A 17,944-nucleotide genomic window follows, 5' to 3' on the forward strand; every position below is an offset into this window, starting at 1 on the left:
CCTCCATCGCGGGCAACGCTACCCATGGTGTGGATGAGTGACGGCCACGTACAGTCTGTGCAGGAGGTGTCGCTGTGGGAATGATGTTGCCGAATGAGCTTGTCTGGGTGATGGAGAAGCTGGGTTTCGAGTGGCCGGATATCGATGAGGACGAGGTTCGTCAGGGCGCCACTCTGGTGCGGAACTTCGGGTCGGATCTGGAGGATGTGATCCAGGCCGTGGATCGCAAGGTCAACGGCGACCTCGCCGGAGCGATGCGGGGCCAGACCGGGCCCGCCACGATGAGCGCCTGGAACGCCAATCGTTCGCAGAACCTGCAGCAGCTGATCGACATCATGCCGCCGGCGGCGACCGCGATGGACATCGGAGCGGATGCGATCTTCGCCTTGAAGATGAAGGTCATCGTCGATGTGTCGTCGACGTTGATCACCCTGGTCGCGATGCTCACGAATCCCATCACGGCGGCCGGCGCGGGCCCGATGCTGCTGATCAAGAAGAAGCTGCTCAATGCAGCGGTCGACATCGCCGTCGAGCAACTGCTCAACCAGCTGGCGCCGATGGCGATCGAGCCGCTCGCAGAGCAGCTTCCCGCCGTGATCGACGCGATCCTCGATGCGCCGATGGTGGAGGGGCAGATCGGAGACTCGGATGAGTTCTACACCGATCTGCAGGCACTGGAAGAGGCGCAGTCCACCATGAAAGTGCACGGCGCGGACATCCAGACACTGACGTCGAACTTCTTCTCGGAGTTCTCGGCGCTGGACTTCGGAGGAGATGACTGATGAGTGCGATCAAACCGATCATCCGCGAGCTGAAGCAGGCCGCACTCAAAGGCGGCGTGCACGCCAGGGACAGGCTGCACCAGGTGACCGACAACATGAACGACCACCTCGAGAGCGTGGTCCGGCAGGTCAGGGGCAACGACCGCTTCGAAAGCTCGATCGACGTGAGTCTCAAACGCTTCAAGAGGAATCCGAAGCATGACTCGACCGAGTACAACAGCCAATATAACGAGCAGATGGACACCCTGCAGAGCATGTCGGCGGCCGACTGGCTGCGGAATCGCATCGAGTACTTGAATAACGGCCGCACGTCCGACTCGCTCCGGGCGCAGCAGGATGCCCGAGAGGACGCGCTCCAGAACCGGATCGCCGAACTCATCGAGAACGACGACATGGACTTCGATCAGGCCACCGAGGTCGCGGAGCGATGGATGACCACTCAGGCTGCACTGCACCGACTTGATGGAATCGCGGGTGGAGACGTCACGGATGTCCCGCGGGTAGGCGACACGCGGATCAACTCCTCGCTGGGTTCCCAGTGGAGGTCGCGAGTGGGTGACATCGACACGGCGATCATCGATTTCGTGAACGCCAACCCCGGCGTCGACCTGAACAACGTCAACATCAACGTCATCCTCCGTTAGGTTGAATAGCATGGTTGAGATCGCTGATTTCGTGGTGCACGCGCCGGTTCCGGCGGAGATAGTCGAGGACTACCGCGGCCGCGTTCCCGACGAGCTCGTGGAGATCTGGGAGCAGTACGGGTACGGAACCTTCGCGGACGGTTTCCTGCGGGTCATCGACCCGAAGCTCTACGAGGCCGAGGTGGGGGACTGCATCGGCAAGACCCAGGGCGACGGGATAGCGATCCCGATCATGGTCACCGGCCTCGGGGACCTGATCACCTGGGAGCCCAGCCGCCCTGGTGTCACCGGCATCCTTTACCGGCTCGGCGACACGACGGGTCTGGGTTCGCTGAAGACGTTCCTCACACTGACTCGTGCAGGCGGAGCCAAGCACCTGTCGAGAACGCTGAAGTGGGACATCTTCCCGAAGGCGGTCGCGGCGCACGGCGAGCTGCCGTACGAGCAGTCGTTCATCTTCGTCCCCCTGCTGTCGTTGGGTGGTCAGGAGAAGGTCGAGAACCTGCACAAGCGGGAGACCATCGCCTCGATCCAGGTCGCTGTAGACCTCCAGGGCGTCATCGGGCACTGAACGGCTGTTCGGGAACCATCCAGCCCGTCGCGAGATTCAGACTCGCCGTGGCAAGATGTTGCGTGGGGGGTCCTTTCGTGACTGATGTGAATGCCACAACGGAGCTGGAAGCTGTCGACACGACGGAGGCGAGGGGGATCGCACCGTTGCGCCTCGAGTTCGCCGGCGAGTGGCACGACCTGCCGACCGATCGACCGTTCATCGTCGGACGCGAGGGCGACCTCGAGATCGACGACAACCCCTATCTGCACCGCCATTTCCTCGAGCTGCAGCACCGTGACGGGCTGTGGTGGCTCGCCAACATCGGGGTGCGGCTGGCCGCGACGATCTCCAGCGCCGGCGGTGCGGTGCAGTCCTGGCTCTCGCCGGGTGCGCGCATGCCCCTCGTCTTCGAGCGCAGTGTCATCGTGTTCACGGCCGGCCCGTTCACCTATGAGCTGAGTCTGCACACCGAGCAGGCGCCGTACGACGTGTCCCGCCAGGTCGAGGCGCAGATGAGCGGCGAGACCACCGTGATGCCGGCCAGCTTCACGCCGCTGCAGAAGCAGCTGATCGTGGCGCTTGCCGAGCCGATGCTGCGCCGCGAGGGCGTGAGCATGAACGAGCTGCCGTCATCGAGCGATGCGGCCAAGCGTCTCGGGTGGACGATGAGCAAGTTCAACCGCAAGCTCGACAACGTGTGCGACAAGCTCGACCGCATGGGAGTGCAGGGCCTCCGCGGTGGTGCCGGCAAGCTGGCGACCAACCGGCGCGCGCGTCTGGTCGAGTACGCGGTCACCTCGCAGGTCGTGACCCGTGCCGACCTGCCGCTGCTCGACGACGAGGCGCTGCGGAGTCAGAGCGACTCCGACGGCGACTGAACCGGCCGGCTCAGGCTCCGCTCAGCGCGTCGCGTCGGCGAGGTGGCGAGCGTCGTGGCTCAGCACCTTGACGATGATGCCGTGACGGCGCAGCTCAGCGGCCGTGCGCCGGCCTTCCTCGGCGTCGCGTCCGAGGGCGTGGATGTTCGCGACGACCAGCACGTCACCGACGTTCAGCGTGGCGATGAGTCGGCCGAGCCGATCGCTCCAGCTCTCGAGGATGTCGGGCGCCGGATGGCGGAACCCCTCGATCGGCACGCCGAAGCGGGTCAGATCTTCGCGCTGCTCGGTCACCGACGGCATCCCCTCGCGGGAGACGACGAGGCCCACCAGACGCGAACCGACCGGGCGGGCGAGCCACCAGTCGCGGTTCTGCTGCAGCTCGGTGAAGCACTTCGGGCACTCGGCGGCGGCGTGCGGCAGGTGCAACGGGCTGGTGAGCACGTCGTCGACCGACGCCGCTGTCTTCATGGGCTCAATCGTCTCGGTCATCGCGCACCTCCGGCATCCATTCTGCCCTGATCCGGCGCCTCGCGGTGACCAGTCTCAGAGCATGCCGAGCGATCGCACCGCCTCGCGCTCGTCGACGAGCTCGGCGACCGACGCGTCGATGCGGGCGCGAGCCCAATCGCTCAGCTCCAGCCCCTCCACGATCTGCCATTCGCCGTCCACAGAACGCACCGGGAAGGACGAGATGAGCCCCTCCGGTACGCCGTATTCGCCGTGCGAGACGACGCCGGCCGACGTCCAGTCGTCGGTGCCGTGGACCCAGTCGCGCACGTGGTCTATCGCCGCATTCGCGGCGGAGGCTACCGACGACGAACCGCGCACCTCGATGATCTCGGCACCGCGCTTCGCGACGCGGGGGATGAAGGTGTCCGCGAGCCAGGCCGGCACGTCTCCGACGATCTGTTCGAGCGCCTCGTGCACCGGCCGACCCCCGACCGTGGCGTGCGAGATGTCGGGGAACTGGGTCGCCGAGTGGTTGCCCCAGATCGGTACGCGCCGGACCGTGTCGACCGGAGCGGCGAGCGCGAGGGCGAGCTGTGCGCGCGCACGGTTCTCATCCAGCCTCGTGAGCGCGGTGAAGCGCTCGGCGGACACGCCGTCGGCGGATGCGGCGGCGATCAGCGCGTTGGTGTTGGCCGGGTTTCCGACGACGGTGACGCGCACGTCGGATGCCGCGTTGGCGGCGATCGCGGCGCCCTGGGGGCCGAAGATCCCGGCGTTCGCCGCGAGCAGGTCGGCGCGCTCCATTCCGGGTCCGCGTGGTCGCGCACCGACGAGCAGCGCGAGATCCGCACCGTCGAATCCGACCGCCGGGTCATCCGTCACCTCGACGTGCTGCAGCAGCCCGAAGGCGCCGTCCTGCAGCTCGAGCGCCGCACCCTCCGCGGCCGCGAGTCCCTGCGGGATCTCCAGCAGTCGCAGCCTGACCTTCTCCTCCGGGCCCAGCAGGTCGCCGGCCGCGATGCGGAACAGCAGCGCGTAGCCGATCTGCCCGCCCGCGCCCGTGATGGTGATCGTCGTCGTCATGTCTTCGAGCCTACGTCCGTTGCCCTCCCGTCGCTCGGAGTACCCTCGACGCATGACCTTCAACCCCGACGCCGACCTCTCGAACAACACCACGCGTCGACGCGGACGCAACACCGCCATCGCCGGCGGTGGCGCCGTGGGCGTGCTCGGCATCATCGCGCTGATCGCCGGTCCGTTGCTCGGCATCGACCTCTCCGGCCTGTTCGGCGGTGGCACGGCGCCCGGCGGGGGCAGTGAGCCCGCGGGTGGCTCGGTGATCGAGAACTGCGACACCGGGCAGGACGCGAACGAGAATGTCGACTGCCGCATGGCGGGTGCGCAGCTCGCGCTCGACGAGTACTGGGGCGAGAAGGTGGAGAACTACGGCGCCCCGCAGCTGATCGTCGTCGACGGTGCCACGAACACGGCGTGCGGCACGGCATCCAACGCGGTCGGTCCCTTCTATTGCCCCCCTGACCAGACCGTCTACATCGACCCGACGTTCTTCCAGCTCATGCAGCAGCAGTTCGGAGCATCCGCCGGCAACCTCGCCCAGCTGTACATCGTCGGCCACGAGTGGGGTCACCACATCCAGTCCATCACCGGCGTGATGGAGCGGTATCCGAACAACGGCACCGGCCCCGACAGCAACGGTGTGCGAGTGGAGCTCCAAGCCGACTGCTACGCCGGCGCATGGATCGGCCGTATCTCGGAGCAGGAAGACGACAACGGCGTTCCGTACCTCCAGCCGACGACTGAAGAGCAGCGAATCGACGCCTTGAACGCGGCCTTCACGGTCGGTGACGACAACATCCAGGAGCAGTCGTCCGGAACCGTCAACCCGGAGAGCTTCACGCACGGCACCAGCGAGCAGCGTCAGCGCTGGTTCGCCGAGGGGTACCAGAACGGACTCGGCGTCTGCGAGCAGCCTCTCACCCTCCCCGGCGATCAGCTGGATCCGTAGCACCGATAACGGGGGAGGTCGATGACGATGAACCTGGATGCGCTGTATCCGCCGATCGAGCCGTACGAGACGGGCGAGCTGCTCGTCGGCGACGGCCACCGCGTGTACTGGGAGGTCAGTGGCAACCCCGAGGGCAAGCCGGTCGTGTTCCTGCACGGCGGGCCGGGCAGCGGGACATCGCCGTGGCAGCGGCGTTTCTTCGACCCTGCCGTCTACCGCATCGTGCTGCTCGACCAGCGCGGCTGCGGTCGCAGCACCCCGCACGCCAGCGCGCCGGACGCGGACTTCCGCTTCCTCACGACCTTCCATCTGATCGCCGACCTCGAGCTGCTGCGCAAGAACCTCGGCATCGCGGCGTGGCAGGTGTTCGGCGGTTCCTGGGGGAGTGCGCTCGCGCTCGCGTACGCGCAGGCGCATCCGGATGCCGTCACCGAACTGGTGCTCCGCGGGATCTTCACCCTGCGACGAGAAGAACTCGAGTGGTTCTACGAGGGCGGCGCTGCCGCGATGTTCCCGGACCTGTGGGAGGAGTTCATCGCCCCGATCCCGGTGCTGGAGCGCTCCCGCATGATCGAGGCCTACGACCGTCGGCTCTTCGATCCGGACCCGGCCGTGCACGTGCCGGCCGCCGTGGCCTGGACGACCTGGGAAGCATCGACGGTGAACCTGCTGCCGGATGCCGAGCAGATCGCCGCGATGGCGGACCCCGCGAAGGCGACCGCATTCGCGCGAATCGAGAACCACTTCTTCGTGCACCGCGGCTGGTGGGAAGAAGGTCAGCTGATCGCCGGGGTGGACGCCATCCACCACATCCCCGCGGTCATCGTGCAGGGCCGCTTGGACGTCTGCACCCCGATGATGACCGCGTGGGATCTGCACCGCGCCTGGCCGGAGGCGGAGTTCGTCGTGGTCGACGGCGCAGGACATTCGGCCGCGGAGCCCGGCATCCAGCAGGCACTGCGCGCCGCGACCGACCGGTTCGCCACACCACAAACGGTCGTTGAGCGAGCGTAGCGAGACGAAACGTCAACGACCGGATAAGGCGTCAGGCGCGTAGCGCCTTCATCAGCGTCTTCACGAGGCCGAGAACGCCCCCGTTCGCGCGGTAGCGCGTAAGGCCCTCGCTGACCGCGGCGCCGGTGCGTGCCGAGACGAACCACGGCGGCTTCGGCAGGATGGTCACGCGGCCGCCGCCGCCCTTCGACAGGCTCAGGGAGCCAACGATCCACCTCGGGAACGGACGGAACGGGCCGCGGATCACGGAGCGCTCGACCCGGTCCAGCAGCAGGGCGTTGTGCACGACGCCGATGCCGCTGCCGACGTCGTCGATCGTGTTCCCCGGGTAGGCGCCCCAGGTCAGCGTCGGCGTGATGAACCCGAACGCGGTCCACCCGTTGATCGCGATCGAGCCGTACCGCAGCGCGGTGATCGCCCGTTCGAAGCCCGCACCGAGCTTCTTCTCGGTGACGGGGTCGATCAGCAGGTTCGCGCCCAGGGTGCCCTGCAGCTTCTCGTTGGCGTGGGCCACGGCGGCGTCGAGGAAGGCCTGACCTGTACCGGGTACCGTCACCACGCCGAGGACAGGAGCGAAGTACTCCGTGGTCTGCAGCGCTGCCGGGTCGTCGTCCCCCTCGATCTCGACGAGGAGCCGGTCGCCGAGCACGAGAGCGTCCGGATACTCGTCGGCCGCGCCCTGCATCCTCGAGGAGGAGCCGGGGTACCAGATCGGTCGTTCGGGAGCGTTGGCGAAGGCCCGCCGGAGCGCCGCGCGGAAGGCGTCGGCCTGATCCCAGTCGGAGGACAGGATGACGACCTGCCCGGCGATGCAGTTGTGGCCGGAGTTCTGCAGCCGCATGGTCGCGACGTGCTCGGCGTGGTAGGTGATATCGGCATCCGTCCACCGTCCCGGCACGATGATGATGGGCGAGACGCCGCCGAGCTCCGCGGTGATCGGTTTCTTGAGCTGCGGGTGGTTCTCGCGCCGTCGCCGCGCGGTGGCCGCGGCTCCCGCGCCCTTCGACGGACCCCAGACGATCGCGTCGAACGTCGCGGCGGAACCCGTGATGTGCACGTGCGCGAGGCCGGGGTGTGCGGTGAGGTGGGCGCCGACCTCCGGACCGCCGCGGACGATGCGCAGGAACCCCGGTTCGATGAGCGGAGCGAGGGCCCGCTTGTACACGGGCACGAGAGCATCCTGCGTGGGATTCACCTTGAGCAGCGCGGTGCGGTTGTGCGCGAGCAGTTCGTACATGACGTCGAGGACGGGGATCGAGGTGATGTTCCCGGCACCGAGCACGAGGCCCACACCGCCGGAGTCGGCGGGGGTGCGCTGCCCGAGCCCTGCGGCGGCGCGTGCGGCGTTCGGCGTGACGCCCGGCTCCATCCAGACCTCACCGGTGTATCCCGAGAGCAGGAACCGATCAATGCCGGTCAGCGGGAACGCGTGAACGCGCGTGCGGCCGCCCGGTGCCCGGGTGAGGCGGATGCCGTCGAGCGCGTTCCGCCCCGCGGCGAGGCGCGAGAGAGTCTCGATGTACGCGTCGAGCGCGCCGAGCACGCTGTACGGCCCGCTCAGCCATTCCTCGCCTGCGAGCCGATGCCGCGCGTCGAGGCCCTTGGATGCGGACGCGGTCTGCGCCCAGTCCTCCGACGCCGCGGCGACGCTCGTGCGCACGGCCCGCAGCAGTGTGACGCGCTGGCCGACGGTGAGCGCGGACCACGTGCGCGCACCGATCTGCAGGTGGCCGATCGCGACGTCGAGCCGCTCGCGCACGCCCTCGTCGAGCGCGGGAGCCGCGGCTTTCGGCGTCGGCGGCGCGGGGGCAGTCGGGGCGTCGGGCGTGGTCGCAGAAGTCATCGGCGTCTCCTTCGGACGGGGTCCCAGCTTATGCGCCGGTGCGGGCGGCCACATCGATGTCGTGCCGGCGCAGGCGGTAGCGGCGGAGCGTCAGCAGGCTCGCCGCCATGAGTGCCGCCGGCACGATGCTGAAGCTGAGCACGATGCCGGTGATCGCGGCATCCGGCTGTTCCACGGCAGCTCCGGCGACCGTCGACACGTAACCCGTCGCCGCGAGCGTCAGCGACACGGCGGTCGCGCCGAGCGCGAACCCGACCGTCTCGCCGGCGGTCCAGATGCCGGTGAACGTCCCGGCCCGACCGGGCCCGCTCACGCGCTCGTCATACGAGATCACATCGGGCAGCATCGCCATCGGCAGCGACTGCAGTCCCGCGTACGCGACGCCGGCGACCGCGACCGAGGCGTAGATCCATGCTCCGGGCGTCCACACGGCGGCGGCGATGGTGAGCGCGGCCGCGCAGAAGAGGATGATGGCCATCGCGAAGGCCCGTTCCTTGCCGACCCGCCGCGCGATCACCGTCCACGCGGGCGTCGCGAGCAGGGCGGGGCCGACGAGGGCGACGAAGACGAACGTGACGGCATCCTCGGAGGCCAGCACCCAGGTCGCGACGTACTGCGCGCCGGCGAGCATCGTGCCCGTCGCGAGAGCCTGCAGCAGGAAGGTGCCGAGCAGGGCGCGGAACGGCTGGCTGCGACGCAGAGCCCGGAAGCCGGAGAGGTACTGATCGCGCCAGGCGGATGCCGGGGCGACCGCGGTCGACGCCTCGGGGCGTCTCGCCGCGCCGGCGACCCGGGCGGCGATGAGCATGCCGATTCCGATCACGAGACCTGCCGCGATGCCCATGATCAGGTAGCCGAGGACCGGATCGGATCCGGCGTTCCGCAGAGCGGGCCCTCCGGCGCCGAAGAGCAGGATCGATGCGGTGAGCACGACCACGCGCCAGCCGAGCAGACGGGTGCGCTCGTCGTAGCCGGCGGTCAGCTCGGCGGGCAGGGCGACGTACGGCACCTGGAACAGGCTGAACGCGGTCGCCGTCGCGAGGAAGGCCAGCAGCACGCAGATCGCGCCGGTGATCGGACCCCAGGAGGGCGGCACCGCGAAGGTGAGTGCGAAGAACAGCGGGAGCGTCACGGCGCCGGTGATCATGAAGCCCCGCCGCGAGCCGGTGCGCGCGAGCTGCCGGTCGGACGCGGCGCCGATCAGCGGGTCGATGACCACGTCCCAGATCTTCGCCAGCGTGACGATGAGTCCCGCCGCGAGAGCGGCCACACCGAGATTGTCGGTCAGGAAGTACGTCAGCACGAGGCCGGGAAGGGTGGCGTAGCCGCCCGTACCGACGGAGCCGATCGCATACAGGGCGATCGTTCGCGGCGACAGCCGGACGGATGCTCGTTCGGGTCGAGCCTCGGTGCTCATCGCGCCAGTGTATCGGCGCGGTGATCGATCAGATCAGTGCGAGTTCGCGCAGCTTCGACTCGACGTCGGCGTTCGACGGCTCGACGTGGTGCGAGGAGTCGGGGTACAGCACCACCGGGATGTTCATGCGTCCCGAGATCTCCTTCGCGACGTCGGCCGCGGCGGGGTCGGCCTCGAGGTCGACGTAGGTGTACTCGACGCCGAGCGTGTCGAGCTGCTTCTTCGTGCGGCGGCAGTCGCTGCACCATTCGGCGCCGAACATCGTGAGGGTGTCAGAGGAGGGTGAAGTCATGATTCCAGCCTACGGCCGCTCAGCTGAGTGGGCTCCGAGCCCGGGGAATCATCGACCGGTGTCGGCCTCGTCGGGGAGGCGCTCGGACGGGACGATCACGACGTCCTGCACCTTCCAATCGAGCCTCGCGACGCCTTCGGCCGTATCGGTCAGCTCATGGACGGTGACCTTCCGTCGTCGCGGCACGACGAACGCCTCGATGTGGAAGACCTGGCCCTGGTCGCGCATGCGCACCGCGGCATCCGACACCCAGGGAAGCCCGCGGAGGTAGGCGACGATCTCGGCGGCGAGCGGATGCGCCTTCTTGCTGTCGTAGGTGCGGGCGCGCTGATCCATGAGGTCGACGATCGCGGCCTTCGTGTTGCGGAAGCCGTCCCAGATGATGCCGAGCGAGATGAACAGGGCCGCGGCGCCGTCGAGCCACCACACTCCGGCACCGACCCCGAGCACGCCGACGATCGAGGCGACGGTCGTCTGCCAGTCGGCCTTGGCCATATCGGCGTCGGCATACAGCAGCTTGTTGTGAAGCACGGGTGCGAGCTTGGACTTCGCCGGGCCGTAGAAGAACACCGGGCCGATGATGACGACTGCCATCACACCGACCATGAGCCAGCCCTGCCAGATCGTCTGGCCGAACAGCACGACGGTTCCGATCGTGGGATGCTCGGCGGCGATGAGGCCGGTGACGGCCTCGACCGCCAGGTTCACCCCGACCGCCAACAGGGCGACGCCGGCGACGAGATGACCGACACCCATCGCCCGGTGCAGGCCGTACGGATGCTTCAGGGTGGGGCGCCGCCGCACGAAGATCAGGGCGGTCAAGAACGCGATCTGCGGGATCAGGGAGAGCATGTCCTCGATCCAGGCCGTGCGCATCGCCTGGGAGTTGCCCACCACGAGAGCGATCACGGCGATCGTGATCGAGGTGTAGACGATGGTGAAGATCTCCCACCGCACCGCCCGCCGGATCGCTTGTTCCTGCTCTTTCGGCAGGGTCGTCCGTCCGAACTGGTTCGTCTTCGTCATCGGCCGACCTCCTCGTCCAGGAAGGTCTCGAGGGTGGAGAGGAAGGCGTTCTCGCCGAGCGGCACCAGCATGACGATCTCGCGGCCATCCGCGCCTTCGATCCCCGGATACCCGCGGCTCACCCCGGCGCGCTCGACCCAGGGGGTGTCGGCCGTGATGCCGCCGGCGATGAGGTCGAGGTCACCGGCCTCGAGCATCGTGACGAGGGTCTCCTCGGAGGCGACGGTCCAGTCTGTTTCGGCCCGGATGCTGTCGGCGAACTCGTCGACGAGTTCGACGATGCTGCCGGACGGCTCACCGTCTCTCACCTCGACGAGGTCGCCGTCCGGCGAGGTGCCGACGCGGAGCTCGCTCCCGGTGACCGCGTCCAGGGTGCCGTCCGGGTCTGTGGGAATCGAGAGTCCGCAGCCGGCGAGGGTGCCGCAGAGCGCCAGTGCCGCGATGACGAGAGCCGTTCGAGGGAGACGAGGGGAGCGCGGCGAGGTCTTCACAAGTTCAGTGTGCCCCGCGCGCCCTGCGGCTCGCAAAGGCGTTGACGCGCCTGCAGGGCGTCGTGAACTGATCAGCGAGACATCGCGGCCGCGGGCGTTCCGGCGCCCGCGGTGATCGCGTCGAGCGCGCGGCGCAGCGACGAGCTGGACGTGTGGGCCGTGTACGGGAAGTACACGACCTCGACACCCACCTCGGCGAACTCCTGCTCCAGACGCAGGCCCTTCTCGGTGCCGCGCCAGTCGTCGCCCTTGAAGAAGTGCGTGAACTGCACATCTCGCCAGGAGTCCATCTTCGACGGCGTGGACTCGACGTAGACGTCGTCGACGAAGGAGATGTGCTTGACGATCTCCGCTCGCTCCGCGGTCGGGATGACGGGCTCGATGCCCTTCACCTGGCGCAGCATCTCGTCGCTCACGACGCCGGCGATCAGAATGTCGCACTGCTGCTTGGCGTGACGAAGAAGGTTCAGATGCCCGACGTGAAACAGGTCGAAAGCACCAACGGCATAGCCGATACGCGTCCCCATGATCTCCCCAGATCAGTATTTCCCCAGAAGGCGGATCCCCATCCGCCGTGCGACTCCCACAGCCGCGATCTTCGAGTGTAGCAGCAACGTGTTCCTCACCCACAGAAACCCATGAAACGATGGATGCCGCAGACCATGCGCAGGCAGAAGCGGGGGAGCACGTGGGGGCAGCCGTCACGGTCATCGTGCCGACCTTCAACGAGAGCGGAAACGTCGCCGAGCTCGTGGCGCGCACCGCCGCCGCGCTCGCGGGACGCGACGCCGAGATCCTGTTCGTCGACGACAGCACCGATGACACTCCCGCCGAGATCGCCCGCGTCGCCGCGGACGCGCCGATCTCGGTGCGCGTGGTGCATCGCGCCGAGAACACGGGTGGCCTCGGCGGCGCCGTGGTCGTGGGGCTGGAAGCCGCGGCATCCGACGTCTGCATCGTGATGGACGGCGACCTGCAGCATCCGCCCGAGCTGCTGCCCGCCCTGCTCGACCGGTTCGCGGTCGGCGACGCCGACGTCGTCGCAGCCTCGCGGTATGTCGGCGGCGGTGACACCAGCGGTCTCGGCACGGCCGTGCGCTTCGGCGTCTCACGCGCGGCGACCTGGCTGACCCGGGCGATGTTCCCCATCCGCCTCGCCCGAAGCACCGACCCGATGACCGGATTCTTCCTCGTCGACCGGAGCCGGCTCGACCTCCCGGCGCTCCGGCCGCAGGGGTTCAAGATCCTGCTCGAGATCCTGGCGCGCACCGACCTGCGCATCGCGGAGATGCCGATGGAGTTCGGCGAACGGCGGCACGGCAGCTCCAAGGCCAGCATGCGGCAGGGGGCGACCTTCCTCGCCCATCTCGCGCGCCTGCGCTTCGGCAAGATGTCTCTCTTCGCCCTGATCGGCCTGATCGGTGCCGTGGCGAACCTCGCGATCATGTGGGGCCTGACCTCGGCAGGCGTGCCCTACGTCTGGGCCGCCATCATCGGTGCCGAGGTCACGATCATCGGCAACTTCCTGCTGCAGGAGCGGTTCGTGTTCGCCGACATGCGGACGGACGCCCGGGCGCTCGGCATCCGCTTCGCCACGTCGTTCGCGTTCAACAACGTCGAGGCCGCCCTGCGCATCCCTGTGATGGCGCTGATGGTGGAGACCTGGCACATCTCCAGCGTGTTGGCCACGGCCCTCTCGCTGATCGTTGCCTTCTTCGCCCGATTCCTGTTCCACTCGCTCGTGGTCTACGCGCCCGAACGGCGGCGCAAGTCCGACGGCAGCGTCGGCGAACCGCCCGTCGACACCGCCGCGCAGCGTGTGATCCGCGCGATCGACGTCGAGGTGATGAAACCGGGCGAGCTCTAGCCGCTCAGTCCTCGTCTGCCGAGAGATAAGCCGCGAGGGCGGCGCCCGCATCGCGCGGGGTCCAGCCGGTCGATTCGATCCGGCCGAGATCGAGCACGCTGTTGAGCGGGCGCGGGGCGATCGGACCCTCCTGGCCTGCGAAGTACTCGTCCGTCGTCACATCGCTGACCGCCGCAGGGTCGTGGCCCGTGAGCCGGTACACCGCACGGGCGATGCCGGCCCAGGACTGCGCCTCGCCGGCACCGGTCACGTTGTACACGCCGTAGGGCGCCGCCGTCGTCACGAGGTGCCGGATCGCGGAGGCGAGGTCGGAGGTGAACGTCAGACGTCCGATCTGGTCTCCGACCACGCGGGGGGCGCTGCCGCGCTCGGCGAGCGAGGCCATGGTGCGCACGAAGTTGCGCCCCTCGCCGATCACCCAGGAGGTGCGGACGATGTAGTGCCGCGGCACCGTGGCGACGATCGCGTCGCCGGCCGCCTTGGTCTGCCCGTACACGCCGAGCGGGCGCGCCGGGTCGGTCTCCGAATAGGGCCCCTGCTTCGTGCCGTCGAACACGTAATCGCTCGAGACGTGCACGAGCGTGATGCCGTTCTCGGTGGCCACCCGGGCGAGCGCCGCGACCCCGGTCACGTTCGCCGCCCACGCGTCGGCGCGGCCGTCCGCCGTCTCGGCGAGGTCGACCGCGGTGTAGGCGGCGGCGTTGATGATGGTGCCGAAGTCACGCCAGTGCCGGGCACCCGCCGGGTCGTCGCGCAGATCGAACTTCTCACGGGTCGCATACTCGATGTGGTCGGCATCGCCCAGAGTCTCGCGCAGAGCGAGTCCGAGCTGGCCGGCCGCGCCGACCACCAGGGTCTTCCGGGGCCCGATCGGTGTCACATCGGCGAGGCGCGGATGTGCGAGGTCCTTTGCCGAGATCTCGACCTCCGACAGCAGGATCGGCCAGGCGATCGCGGCGGTCTCGTCGGCGAGGTTGAGGAACGAGTACTCCGCGTCGGCCGACCAGTGGTCGTTCACGAGGTAGGTGTACGCGGTGTCCGCCTCGAGCGTCTGATAGGCGTTGCCGACGCCGCGGGGCACCAGGATCGCGCGTGACGGGTCGATCTCCGCCGTGAAGACCGCGCCGAACGTGTCGCCGGCCCGCAGGTCGACCCAGGCGCCGAAGATCCGGCCGGTCGCGACCGACACCCACTTGTCCCAGGGTTCGGCGTGGATGCCGCGGGTCGTGCCGACGGCGTCGTTGAAGGAGACGTTGTTCTGCACCGGACGGAAGTCGGGGAGTCCGGCGGCGACCATCTTCTCGCGCTGCCAGTTCTCCTTGAACCAGCCGCGGGAGTCGCCGTGCACGGGCAGCTCGACCAGCAGCAGACCGGGGATGGGAGTCTCGGTCACCGCGAGCGTCTTGCCGAAGTCGGTCATCACTGACTCACTGCCCCTTCGCGGCGTAGAACGACTCGGTGGCGTCCTTCGACGGCGCCCACCAGTCCTCGTTCGCGCGGTACCAGTCGATGGTCGACGCCAGTCCCGACTCGAAGTCGGAGTACTGCGGCGACCAGCCCAGCTCGGTGCGGAGCTTCGTCGAATCGATCGCGTACCGCAGGTCGTGGCCGGCGCGATCGGTGACGTGGTCGTACGCGTCGGCCGGAAGGCCCATCTGCGTGAGGATCAGCTCGACGACGGACTTGTTGTCCTTCTCGCCGTCGGCCCCGATCAGATACGTCTCGCCGATCGCACCCTTCTCCAGAATTGTCAGGACTGCCGACGAGTGGTCGTCGGCGTGGATCCAGTCGCGCACGTTCTGCCCGGCGCCGTACAGCTTGGGACGGATGCCGCGGATCACGTTCGTGATCTGCCGGGGGATGAACTTCTCGACGTGCTGGTACGGGCCGTAGTTGTTCGAGCAGTTCGAGATCGTCGCCTGCACCCCGAACGATCGCACCCAGGCGCGCACGAGCAGATCGCTCCCGGCCTTCGTCGACGAGTACGGCGACGAAGGGTTGTACGGGGTCTGCTCCGTGAAGCGCTCCGGGTCGTCGAGCTCGAGGTCGCCGTAGACCTCGTCGGTCGAAATGTGGTGGAGGCGGCGGTCGTGCCGGCGAGCGGCCTCGAGCAGCGTGTACGTGCCGATGATGTTGGTGTCGAGGAACGGACGCGGGTCGTGCAGCGAGTTGTCGTTGTGCGACTCGGCCGCGTAGTGCACCACCGCGTCGGCCTTCGCGAACAGGGTGTCGACGAGTCCGGCATCCGCGATGTCGCCCTCGACGAGTTCCACACGATCCTCGGGGAGCCCGGCCAGCGACGCGCGATTGCCCGCATAGGTGAGCTTGTCGAGCACCGTGACGTGAGCGTCGGTGTGCGCGACGACGTGGTGCACGAAGTTGGATCCGATGAAGCCGGCGCCGCCGGTCACGAGCAGGCGGGTCATGCGCGGCCCCTCTCCAGGAGCGTCAGAAGGTACGAGCCGTAGCCCGACTTCACGAGCAGTTCGGCGCGGGCCCGCAGCTCGTCGTCGTTCAGGAAGCCCTGCCGCCACGCGACCTCCTCCGGCACGCCGATCCGCATGCCGGTCCGGCGCTCCATCGTGCGCACGTAGTCGGCGGCATCCGTCATCTGATCGAACGTTCCGGTGTCGAGCCAGGCCGTGCCGCGCGGCAGCACTTCGACCTGCAGCTTGCCGCGTTCGAGGTACTCGCGGTTCACGTCGGTGATCTCGTATTCGCCGCGCGCACTGGGCTGGAGGTTGCGCGCGATCTCGACGACGTCGTTGTCGAAGAAGTACAGACCGGGCACCGCGTAGTTGCTCTGCGGGTTCTTCGGCTTCTCCTCGAGCGAGACGGCCTGACCCTCGGCGTCGAACGCGACGACGCCATACGCCTCGGGCTCGGCGACCCAGTAGGCGAAGACCGCGCCGCCGTCGATGTCGGCGAAGCGCTTGAGCTGCGTACCCAGACCGGGGCCGTACAGCAGGTTGTCGCCGAGCACGAGGGCGACACTGTCGTCGCCGATGAAGTCCGCACCGATCGTGAAGGCCTGAGCGAGGCCGTCGGGGGAGGCCTGCTGCGCGAAGGTGAGCGAGATGCCGAACTGCGAGCCGTCACCGAGCAGCCGCTCGAAGTGCGCGGCGTCGTGCGGCGTCGTGATGATCAGGATGTCGCGGATACCGGCGAGCATCAGGGTCGACAGCGGGTAGTACACCATCGGCTTGTCGTAGACCGGGATCAGCTGCTTCGAGACGCCCAGCGTGATCGGATGCAGCCGGGTCCCTGAACCACCCGCAAGAATGATGCCCTTCATGATCCCCCTCGTGAAAACGTCGATGTCCGTGGTGGCGTCACAGAGCGGACGGCCATCCCCTGCCGTCCACGACCCCCACAGCCGTATCCGACGACTCTATCGGTTCGGGTCGGGAGGCGCCGAGGCGGGCACGAGCCGACTCGCATCATTCCTGCGTCGACGTCCGATCTCCGCGATCGGGATCGCAGTCAGCGCGAGCAGCAGAGCGAGGGTGCGCGAGGAGGTGAGCAGCGGACTGAAGAACGTGTCCCATGCGCCGAGGAGCAGCAGCAGGACGGCGAGTCCCGATGCCGCCTTGAGCGAGATGCTGCGGGCAACCGCGTACACCGCGCACGCGACGAGCATGACGGAGAAGAGCGCTCCGACCGGGCCGAAGCGCAACCACATGTCTCCGAGCACGGAGTGGACCTCGTACTGTCGCCCGAACATATAGCCCTCGACGTAGCCGTTGTCGGGGTCGTAGTTCAACTCGCTCATGCCTGTCTTCGCGATCCAGACGTCCTGCGAGGTCGGCAGGACTCCGCTCCCGAAGCCCTGCGGGCGGTGCGAGATCAGTGCGGTTGCAGCACCGAGTTCCGGGCGCCCTCCGGCGATCAGCGAACCCGAGGCGTCGATCTGCGCCTGAGTGCGCTGCTGCGCCGCGTCGCCGAGAGCGCCTTCGAGGATCAGGGCCTGCAGCATGCTGAACGCCCCCAGGCTGAGCACCGCCAGCAGCACCAGCGTCTGCACCGGGCGCGGGCGCCGCTGTCCGGGCGGCATGAAGATCTGCCACAGCACGATCACGCCGGAGAGAAGCAGGAATGAGGTCATCGACCGTGAATCAGACGCCAGACAGACCACGGCGAGAGCACCCAGTGAGACGACGTCGAGCCACCGCCTCCGGCTCGTGGAAGCGAGTCCGAGGACGATGATGATCACCGGAACCGCGAGAGAGTACTTCCACAGATTGGCGGAATTCCCGCCCGTGAGCGCCACGTTCATCAGCGCCCCCACGCCGAACGCGACGGCCGTGGCGCCGATGCCCAGCAGAGTGCGGGCCCAGAGCAGCACGCCGACTCCGCCGGCGAGCGAGAGGAGCGTGAACGTCTGCTCGAGCATCAGCGATGTGGAGGTCGGGCGGGTGCCCTCGAAGATCGTCAGCACGCCTCCCCACACGGCGGCGATCGCCGCAAGGGCGAGGAGCGGGCGGATGAAGCGGAACTCCTTCATCGTCGGCCACCACACCGGAAGCAGTGCCACGGCGGTGAGCAGCGACAGGCTCACACCCGGTCCGAGTTGATAGCGGAACGCGGATGCGGCGGCTGCAACGGCCGCGATGATCGCCGTGGTGGTGTACTTCTCCAGATGGAGCATGTCGGCTCTC

Annotated in this window: 19 protein-coding genes; 7 read left to right on the forward strand and 12 right to left on the reverse strand. The window is 68.1% G+C overall.

Annotation, left to right across the window (positions count from 1 at the left end; translation table 11 throughout):
- Positions 1-80 precede the first annotated feature (80 nt).
- The 4 genes from RS85_RS14090 (at position 81) to RS85_RS14105 (ending at position 2,857) form a co-directional block, all read left to right on the forward strand.
- Entirely contained in the window at positions 81-782 is a 702-nt protein-coding gene (locus tag RS85_RS14090; protein WP_046014087.1) for a WXG100-like domain-containing protein, read from the forward strand.
- The gene (locus RS85_RS14095) at positions 782-1,426 is read left to right on the forward strand and encodes a polymorphic toxin type 15 domain-containing protein (protein WP_052703581.1); all 645 of its coding nucleotides are present in this window, start codon (positions 782-784) and stop codon (positions 1,424-1,426) included. The genes RS85_RS14090 and RS85_RS14095 overlap by 1 nt, the downstream gene beginning before the upstream one ends.
- Positions 1,427-1,436: 10 nt before the next feature.
- Positions 1,437-1,997 (forward strand): GAD-like domain-containing protein, encoded by a 561-nt coding sequence (locus RS85_RS14100; RefSeq protein ID WP_046014088.1) that lies wholly within the window; start codon positions 1,437-1,439, stop codon positions 1,995-1,997.
- 137 nt (positions 1,998-2,134) lie between these two features.
- On the forward strand, positions 2,135-2,857 hold the full coding sequence (locus tag RS85_RS14105; RefSeq protein ID WP_046014222.1) for a hypothetical protein: 723 nt from the start codon (positions 2,135-2,137) through the stop codon (positions 2,855-2,857).
- A gap of 21 nt (positions 2,858-2,878) precedes the next feature.
- Here the strand turns inward: RS85_RS14105 and RS85_RS14110 are convergent, their stop codons facing one another.
- Positions 2,879-3,349, reverse strand: coding sequence for a dehydrogenase (locus RS85_RS14110; RefSeq protein ID WP_052703582.1), 471 nt, complete (start codon positions 3,347-3,349; stop codon positions 2,879-2,881).
- Between the two features lie 54 nt (positions 3,350-3,403).
- Positions 3,404-4,393 (reverse strand): malate dehydrogenase, encoded by a 990-nt coding sequence (locus RS85_RS14115; RefSeq protein WP_046014089.1) that lies wholly within the window; start codon positions 4,391-4,393, stop codon positions 3,404-3,406.
- 52 nt (positions 4,394-4,445) lie between these two features.
- Between RS85_RS14115 and ypfJ the strand changes: the two genes are divergently transcribed.
- Together ypfJ and pip are read left to right on the forward strand one after the other, a co-directional pair.
- Positions 4,446-5,336 carry a KPN_02809 family neutral zinc metallopeptidase gene (gene ypfJ, locus RS85_RS14120; RefSeq protein WP_046014090.1) on the forward strand — a complete coding sequence of 297 codons (891 nt, stop codon included), beginning with the start codon at positions 4,446-4,448 and terminating at the stop codon, positions 5,334-5,336.
- 21 nt (positions 5,337-5,357) lie between these two features.
- Positions 5,358-6,350 carry a prolyl aminopeptidase gene (pip, locus tag RS85_RS14125; protein WP_200894844.1) on the forward strand — a complete coding sequence of 331 codons (993 nt, stop codon included), beginning with the start codon at positions 5,358-5,360 and terminating at the stop codon, positions 6,348-6,350.
- A gap of 31 nt (positions 6,351-6,381) precedes the next feature.
- On the opposite strand, the gene RS85_RS14130 is transcribed toward pip, so the two are convergent.
- From RS85_RS14130 to RS85_RS14155, 6 genes are all read right to left on the reverse strand, one after another.
- The gene (locus RS85_RS14130) at positions 6,382-8,193 is read right to left on the reverse strand and encodes an aldehyde dehydrogenase family protein (protein WP_082087635.1); all 1,812 of its coding nucleotides are present in this window, start codon (positions 8,191-8,193) and stop codon (positions 6,382-6,384) included.
- A 28-nt stretch (positions 8,194-8,221) separates the two neighbouring features.
- A complete protein-coding gene (locus RS85_RS14135; RefSeq protein WP_046014091.1) occupies positions 8,222-9,610 on the reverse strand; it encodes an MFS transporter in 1,389 nt (462 codons plus the stop codon).
- 28 nt (positions 9,611-9,638) lie between these two features.
- Entirely contained in the window at positions 9,639-9,902 is a 264-nt protein-coding gene (locus RS85_RS14140) for a glutaredoxin domain-containing protein (RefSeq protein ID WP_046014092.1), read from the reverse strand.
- 48 nt (positions 9,903-9,950) lie between these two features.
- On the reverse strand, positions 9,951-10,928 hold the full coding sequence (locus tag RS85_RS14145; protein WP_046014093.1) for a cation transporter: 978 nt from the start codon (positions 10,926-10,928) through the stop codon (positions 9,951-9,953).
- On the reverse strand, positions 10,925-11,419 hold the full coding sequence (locus RS85_RS14150; protein ID WP_235282448.1) for a transporter substrate-binding domain-containing protein: 495 nt from the start codon (positions 11,417-11,419) through the stop codon (positions 10,925-10,927). The genes RS85_RS14145 and RS85_RS14150 overlap by 4 nt, the downstream gene beginning before the upstream one ends.
- Before the next feature lie 71 nt (positions 11,420-11,490).
- Positions 11,491-11,946: an adenylyltransferase/cytidyltransferase family protein gene (locus RS85_RS14155; protein WP_046014094.1), complete on the reverse strand. Its 456-nt coding sequence runs from the start codon at positions 11,944-11,946 to the stop codon at positions 11,491-11,493.
- A gap of 119 nt (positions 11,947-12,065) precedes the next feature.
- Here RS85_RS14155 and RS85_RS14160 point away from each other — a divergent pair, with 119 nt between their 5' ends.
- A complete protein-coding gene (locus RS85_RS14160) occupies positions 12,066-13,286 on the forward strand; it encodes a glycosyltransferase (RefSeq protein ID WP_046014095.1) in 1,221 nt (406 codons plus the stop codon).
- A 4-nt stretch (positions 13,287-13,290) separates the two neighbouring features.
- Here RS85_RS14160 and RS85_RS14165 read toward each other — a convergent pair whose 3' ends face one another.
- The 4 genes from RS85_RS14165 to RS85_RS14180 form a co-directional block, all read right to left on the reverse strand.
- Positions 13,291-14,706, reverse strand: a complete 1,416-nt coding sequence (locus RS85_RS14165) for a sugar nucleotide-binding protein (protein WP_046014096.1) — start codon at positions 14,704-14,706, stop codon at positions 13,291-13,293.
- 7 nt (positions 14,707-14,713) lie between these two features.
- Positions 14,714-15,712 carry a dTDP-glucose 4,6-dehydratase gene (gene rfbB, locus RS85_RS14170; RefSeq protein ID WP_046014097.1) on the reverse strand — a complete coding sequence of 333 codons (999 nt, stop codon included), beginning with the start codon at positions 15,710-15,712 and terminating at the stop codon, positions 14,714-14,716.
- Complete coding sequence (gene rfbA / locus RS85_RS14175) at positions 15,709-16,581, reverse strand: glucose-1-phosphate thymidylyltransferase RfbA (protein ID WP_046014098.1); 873 nt, start codon at positions 16,579-16,581, stop codon at positions 15,709-15,711. Before rfbA ends, rfbB begins: the two co-directional genes overlap by 4 nt.
- A gap of 96 nt (positions 16,582-16,677) precedes the next feature.
- Positions 16,678-17,934 (reverse strand): hypothetical protein, encoded by a 1,257-nt coding sequence (locus RS85_RS14180; RefSeq protein WP_046014099.1) that lies wholly within the window; start codon positions 17,932-17,934, stop codon positions 16,678-16,680.
- Positions 17,935-17,944 lie beyond the last annotated feature (10 nt).

The organism is Microbacterium sp. SA39 (assembly GCF_000967865.1).
Taxonomy (GTDB): Bacteria; Actinomycetota; Actinomycetes; order Actinomycetales; family Microbacteriaceae; genus Microbacterium.

Bases quoted from the DNA above. Each gene is read 5' to 3' on its own strand.
- RS85_RS14180 (WP_046014099.1), bottom strand. From the start codon at position 17,934: ATGCTCCATCTGGAGAAGTACACCACCACGGCGATCATCGCGGCCGTT.
- ypfJ (WP_046014090.1), top strand. From the start codon at position 4,446: ATGACCTTCAACCCCGACGCCGACCTCTCGAACAACACCACGCGTCGA.
- RS85_RS14130 (WP_082087635.1), bottom strand. From the start codon at position 8,193: ATGACTTCTGCGACCACGCCCGACGCCCCGACTGCCCCCGCGCCGCCG.
- RS85_RS14110 (WP_052703582.1), bottom strand. From the start codon at position 3,349: ATGACCGAGACGATTGAGCCCATGAAGACAGCGGCGTCGGTCGACGAC.
- rfbA (WP_046014098.1), bottom strand. From the start codon at position 16,581: ATGAAGGGCATCATTCTTGCGGGTGGTTCAGGGACCCGGCTGCATCCG.
- RS85_RS14155 (WP_046014094.1), bottom strand. From the start codon at position 11,946: ATGGGGACGCGTATCGGCTATGCCGTTGGTGCTTTCGACCTGTTTCAC.
- RS85_RS14145 (WP_046014093.1), bottom strand. From the start codon at position 10,928: ATGACGAAGACGAACCAGTTCGGACGGACGACCCTGCCGAAAGAGCAG.
- RS85_RS14100 (WP_046014088.1), top strand. From the start codon at position 1,437: ATGGTTGAGATCGCTGATTTCGTGGTGCACGCGCCGGTTCCGGCGGAG.
- pip (WP_200894844.1), top strand. From the start codon at position 5,358: ATGACGATGAACCTGGATGCGCTGTATCCGCCGATCGAGCCGTACGAG.
- RS85_RS14135 (WP_046014091.1), bottom strand. From the start codon at position 9,610: ATGAGCACCGAGGCTCGACCCGAACGAGCATCCGTCCGGCTGTCGCCG.
- RS85_RS14090 (WP_046014087.1), top strand. From the start codon at position 81: ATGATGTTGCCGAATGAGCTTGTCTGGGTGATGGAGAAGCTGGGTTTC.
- RS85_RS14165 (WP_046014096.1), bottom strand. From the start codon at position 14,706: ATGACCGACTTCGGCAAGACGCTCGCGGTGACCGAGACTCCCATCCCC.
- RS85_RS14140 (WP_046014092.1), bottom strand. From the start codon at position 9,902: ATGACTTCACCCTCCTCTGACACCCTCACGATGTTCGGCGCCGAATGG.
- RS85_RS14160 (WP_046014095.1), top strand. From the start codon at position 12,066: ATGGATGCCGCAGACCATGCGCAGGCAGAAGCGGGGGAGCACGTGGGG.
- RS85_RS14115 (WP_046014089.1), bottom strand. From the start codon at position 4,393: ATGACGACGACGATCACCATCACGGGCGCGGGCGGGCAGATCGGCTAC.
- RS85_RS14095 (WP_052703581.1), top strand. From the start codon at position 782: ATGAGTGCGATCAAACCGATCATCCGCGAGCTGAAGCAGGCCGCACTC.
- rfbB (WP_046014097.1), bottom strand. From the start codon at position 15,712: ATGACCCGCCTGCTCGTGACCGGCGGCGCCGGCTTCATCGGATCCAAC.